Origin of the sequence: Pedobacter sp. PF22-3 (assembly GCF_026239555.1) — a bacterium.
GTDB lineage: Bacteria > Bacteroidota > Bacteroidia > Sphingobacteriales > Sphingobacteriaceae > Pedobacter.
In genome coordinates this window covers 1-4344 of record NZ_JAPIVP010000035.1, presented here as the reverse complement: position 1 = coordinate 4344, position 4344 = coordinate 1, and the positions used below count along the sequence as shown (strand labels likewise).

Annotated in this window: 4 protein-coding genes and 1 pseudogene; all 5 read right to left on the bottom strand. The window is 40.7% G+C overall.

The annotated features are described in order from the left end of the window. Positions 1 to 340, bottom strand: a pseudogene (locus tag OQX63_RS23170) (hypothetical protein); the annotation flags it as partial. Between the two features lie 503 nt (positions 341 to 843). After that, positions 844 to 1233 carry a hypothetical protein gene (locus OQX63_RS23165; protein WP_265853162.1) on the bottom strand — a complete coding sequence of 130 codons (390 nt, stop codon included), beginning with the start codon at positions 1231 to 1233 and terminating at the stop codon, positions 844 to 846. After that, positions 1233 to 2357, bottom strand: a complete 1125-nt coding sequence (locus OQX63_RS23160) for an RHS repeat domain-containing protein (protein WP_265853161.1) — start codon at positions 2355 to 2357, stop codon at positions 1233 to 1235. The genes OQX63_RS23165 and OQX63_RS23160 overlap by 1 nt, the downstream gene beginning before the upstream one ends. A gap of 708 nt (positions 2358 to 3065) precedes the next feature. Next, complete coding sequence (locus OQX63_RS23155; RefSeq protein ID WP_265853160.1) at positions 3066 to 3506, bottom strand: hypothetical protein; 441 nt, start codon at positions 3504 to 3506, stop codon at positions 3066 to 3068. A 9-nt stretch (positions 3507 to 3515) separates the two neighbouring features. Further along, positions 3516 to 4344 (bottom strand): RHS repeat-associated core domain-containing protein (locus OQX63_RS23150; protein ID WP_322974560.1); only part of this gene is annotated, 829 nt, incomplete at its 5' end.

Here is a 4344-nt window from a genome sequence, read left to right as displayed (position 1 = left end):
GTGACGCACCGTTGGTATAACTCTGACCGGAAATATTACCATTGAACTGTGGTAAAGTGCCGTCATTATATTTCAGCTCCATACTGAACTGATCAGATATACTGTTCTTCATCCAGCCGCGCTCGTTATAGGCAAAGGTGGTCGCCTGGGTATCGTTGTGCATGTTCTTTTTAGTGAGCTGGCCAATCTCGTTGTATTCGAGGTGGTTCAGTGCAACATCTCCCTGGTTGTTAATGTTTTCAAAAGTGGCAATCTTACGGCCGGCATGGTCGTACTCGTAGCGGTTGGCAATGTGCTTATAAGAGATTTTAAAGCTAAAAAAGCCTAGGTAGGATAACAACCGACACCTGGAAATTCTGCAGGCCCTGGCCGCCGGCACCGACCCCATAACCGGCGAAGTATTCCCCGCAGACAGCCCATACAACCAGCCCGAAATCATCAGGACGCTTTTCTTTGCACTTAATGAACTTAGGGCGGTAGCCGAAAAAGGCAATCAGGGACTGCCATGGGATGAAGAAGAAGATGAATTGCTTGCAGAACGCTTTCTCAATGGCACTAAGATTACAGAACTCGCCAAACTACATTCACGGACTTACGGAGCCATCAAAGCAAGGCTAATCAAACTCCAACTCATACAGAAATAAAAAAGCCCGGCAAATTTATATCACCGGGCTATAATCTATAATTTGTTTAGCGATAGAATCGCTTTTCTAAACCATCCTCGTTACAAACGAAGACGATGGGGTGCTTTCATCAAAGCAGCAAAGCAAAAAAGCATAGCAGCTATGTAAAACAGCAAAGCCTAACTCTCGTTGGGCTTTGCCTCAATTTATTTCTATGCTATCATAAACCAATAGAGCTTATGATTTCTTTTACAACAGGATCTTCGATACCTTTGTCTGACTTATCACAATTGTAAGAAACAAATATCACTGTTGTATCTTTAAGAAAAAGCCAATACTGCCAATATATCCCATCTTCATCTTCTATATCAGAATAGGCACGCCCATCTATAATTTTAACAATAATCTTTTCATGCTTATCCCCTAGATAGCTTTCGAGTTCTTTGGATAATTCAATAGAAGGGGCATTATCTATATTATAAAAAGATAATTGCAATGCTCCAACTCCGTTGTCAGGTTCATATAAAGACACAACATCGTCACTTGTTTCTGATTTCCAATCATTTGGAATTTTTCCCTTAATACCGTTATTAAAGTCGACTATCTTCATTATTTAAAAGGATTATAATATATAACTCTGCCATTTGTCCCGGTTGCTCGTTCATATTGAGGCAATTGCCTTACTCCTTGAGCTCTACCTGATGGTGTATTTGGTTTTAACTCTACAGGGTGCCCGCTAGGGGATACAGCGTCTGCTATTACCGTTTTCCCGGTTTTAGGGTCTGTCATTCTAACATTAGTTGACCACCCTTTGGCATCTGCTTTAGCTGTAAAATCAGCATGCGCTGCTTTTCCTCTGTTAATCGCCGCAGAGACTTTAGGATTTGCGGCTCCTTTTCCAACTTCCACCGTTTCTGAAGCGACCTTCCCAGCCCCTTTCAAAGCTCCTATAGCTTTTCCAGCTCCCTCTGTCGCCAATACAACAACTCCTTCAGCAGCTTTGTTTCCAATTGCATTACCCAAAACGGTCAAATCTCCTTTTGATGCGGCTGAAGAGATTTCCAGTCCTTCCTTTACTGCACCGTACCCACCCATTGTCACGGTATTGAGGAGGTTATCCTTTAACGCCTCTGTTGTAACCTGGCTCTTTACGGTCTCTACCGGATTTAGAACCGCTTGTTTTATCCCTCCGAAATATCCTGTAAATCCCTGTTTTATTCCTTTCCAAAGATCATCGTCGGGCCCATCAGGAAACCTTCCATCAGGGTCAGTTAGTAAGATCGGGTTATTTAGAAAGTAGATATATGGAGAAGTGCTTTCTTGATATAGCTCTACAAGCGGATCTACCACATTCCACCTGCCAATAACCGGGTCATAGAACCTAGCGCCATAATCATACTGTCCTAACTCCTCTTGCAACTCCTTGCCATTGTAAAGATACTTGTTTACATTTGAATTTGGAGAACCTATTTTTCTTAAACCGAAAGCGTAATAATCATCACGCTGTATTACCTCTAAAGTATATGGAGCTATTGGACTGTGTTTAAAAGTTGCTCTTATATTACCCAGGTGATCGCTCAGGTTATACTCATAACTGTAACTGCCATTGTTATTGCGTGCTATCCTTTCTTCAGTATGGATAATATCAATAGTGGTACCATCTGGCTTGTATTCTATCCCACCGATATGGTTCCTCATCGTACCATTGCTGTTCCTGGTCACTTTGTTGCCCATAGAACATGTCAAACACAAGACTACGAACATATTGGGATTTGACTTACGTAAAAAATAAAAAGCCTGGCACAAAGGTCAGGCTAGATAATAAAATTATTTTTAAGTATCAGTATTCTACACGCGTTCAACATTAATTAATCCGTAGTCTCCTTACACTCAATCTATGGCTCAAGACTACGGACAGATGGGAAGAAGATGATACATTTCTTATACAACGCTTCAGCGAAGGATCCAAGATTACCCAGCTCTCCAAACTACATTCTCGTACCTATGGAGCCATCAAAGCCAGGCTAATCAAACTTGGGTTACTACAGAAATAACAAAGCCCGGCAAGCTTTTAAACTGCCGGGCTTTGACCATGCTTTATTTTAAGGTCATAGCGAGACGCGAAGACCAGAAAGGGGGATAAGTTATCCACTCGCGCTTAATTAGTCCTTAGTCTACCTACCCTCAATCCAAGGGCTCAAGACTACGGACAGATGTGGAAGTAATGGCCTTCTCTGTGCATCAACACCCAGTAAGGCTGGGCCATTGTGGTAATTGCGCAGGGTTTTCTTCCTTCGCCCAAGCGAAGGCAAGCAGGTTCTTGTAGGCCAGACCTGCCGAAGGCGGGATGTACGTACAAAAACACAACTTGCAGATTACAAAACAACAACAGGCTGCATAATCAGATATGCAGCCTGTTGCTATAAAGATATACAGGTAACTTTACTTAAACACTGTATTTTCTTTTACATACTCTATATTATATGGTTCTGTCACAACATAAAGACTACCCTCTTCATTGCTTTTTTGGGGATTATAATAAATTGTAAGATCTTTAGAAACCACTTTTACTGAATCTCCTAATTTTCTATCAACCGAAACTGTGCAATATAATTCGGCCGTATCCCCGATAATTCTATAAGGATAAATGCCTCCTTTAATTTGTTTATTAAATTCATTAACGCTCGATTTGACATGCTTTAACATAATTATACCGAACGCATGATTAGTTGATTTTTGTATTCTCACGACTACTCCCTCAAATAATACGTTATTATTCAAAGAGTTATTTAATTTCACTGTCTCTTTACCTGATTTTTGATTGTAATAAAAAATCAAATAAAAAAAACCTATCAACAAAATAACATATAGTAAATACCTCATTATATTCATTTAAAGTCTTTTAATTTTATCAATTGCTCCTGTTGCTATGGCAGAACCCACAGGATTTAGTGCATTAATTGCCCTGTCAAGAAAACTTCTTTGTGCGGTGGGCTTCACATCATTCAATAGCCAAGTCCGCGATAATGTACCGCTTACCGCTCCCAAATTACCGCCTGCACCAACTCCAACACTAACACCTAATGACACGCCTTTCCAGCCAGGGTCTTTCCCCGAGCCTGTAAACTTGCTAATATTTACTCCTCCACCTGCAACAACTTTAACATCGGCAGAGATACCTGCAGATCCAGTTATCCCTGCATAGGTTGTTGGATCTATTTTATCTTTAGAAGTATTGTAAGCAATGGAAACGCTACCTCCAACACTTGCTGACAAAGAAGCTTGTACCCCCCCAGAAAGGCTTTCATGAGCTCCCGCGTAAACATAATTATATCCACTATAATTTTTATCAGTAAAATTAACTACAGAAGTTTCTAACCCAACACCACCTCCAATAACAGCCGAAGCTCCAACATCCACTTGAGCTGTATAACCAACTGCAAATCTACTCGGGTCTACATTCCCAGCACCGATATCAATAGTGGAATTATTTTTAAGAGCAAAAGGAACATTATAAACTACATCTTCTCCAGCGGTTTTAATTCTCCATTCCTTTTTATCACTTCCTCTAACTACAATATCATTTGGAGCCATTCCATCTGGATCTGTAAACCTTATCGGGTTTCCAAATGCATAATTATAAGAACTGAAACGCCTCATCTTCTCAGAAAGTGGGTCTATTGTACTGAAACGCCCAATCACCGGGTCATAGAACCTTGCC

Coding starts and splice junctions, on each gene's coding strand:
- OQX63_RS23165 (WP_265853162.1), bottom strand. CDS start 1,233: ATGAAGATAGTCGACTTTAATAACGGTATTAAGGGAAAAATTCCAAAT.
- OQX63_RS23155 (WP_265853160.1), bottom strand. CDS start 3,506: ATGAGGTATTTACTATATGTTATTTTGTTGATAGGTTTTTTTTATTTG.
- OQX63_RS23160 (WP_265853161.1), bottom strand. CDS start 2,357: ATGGGCAACAAAGTGACCAGGAACAGCAATGGTACGATGAGGAACCAT.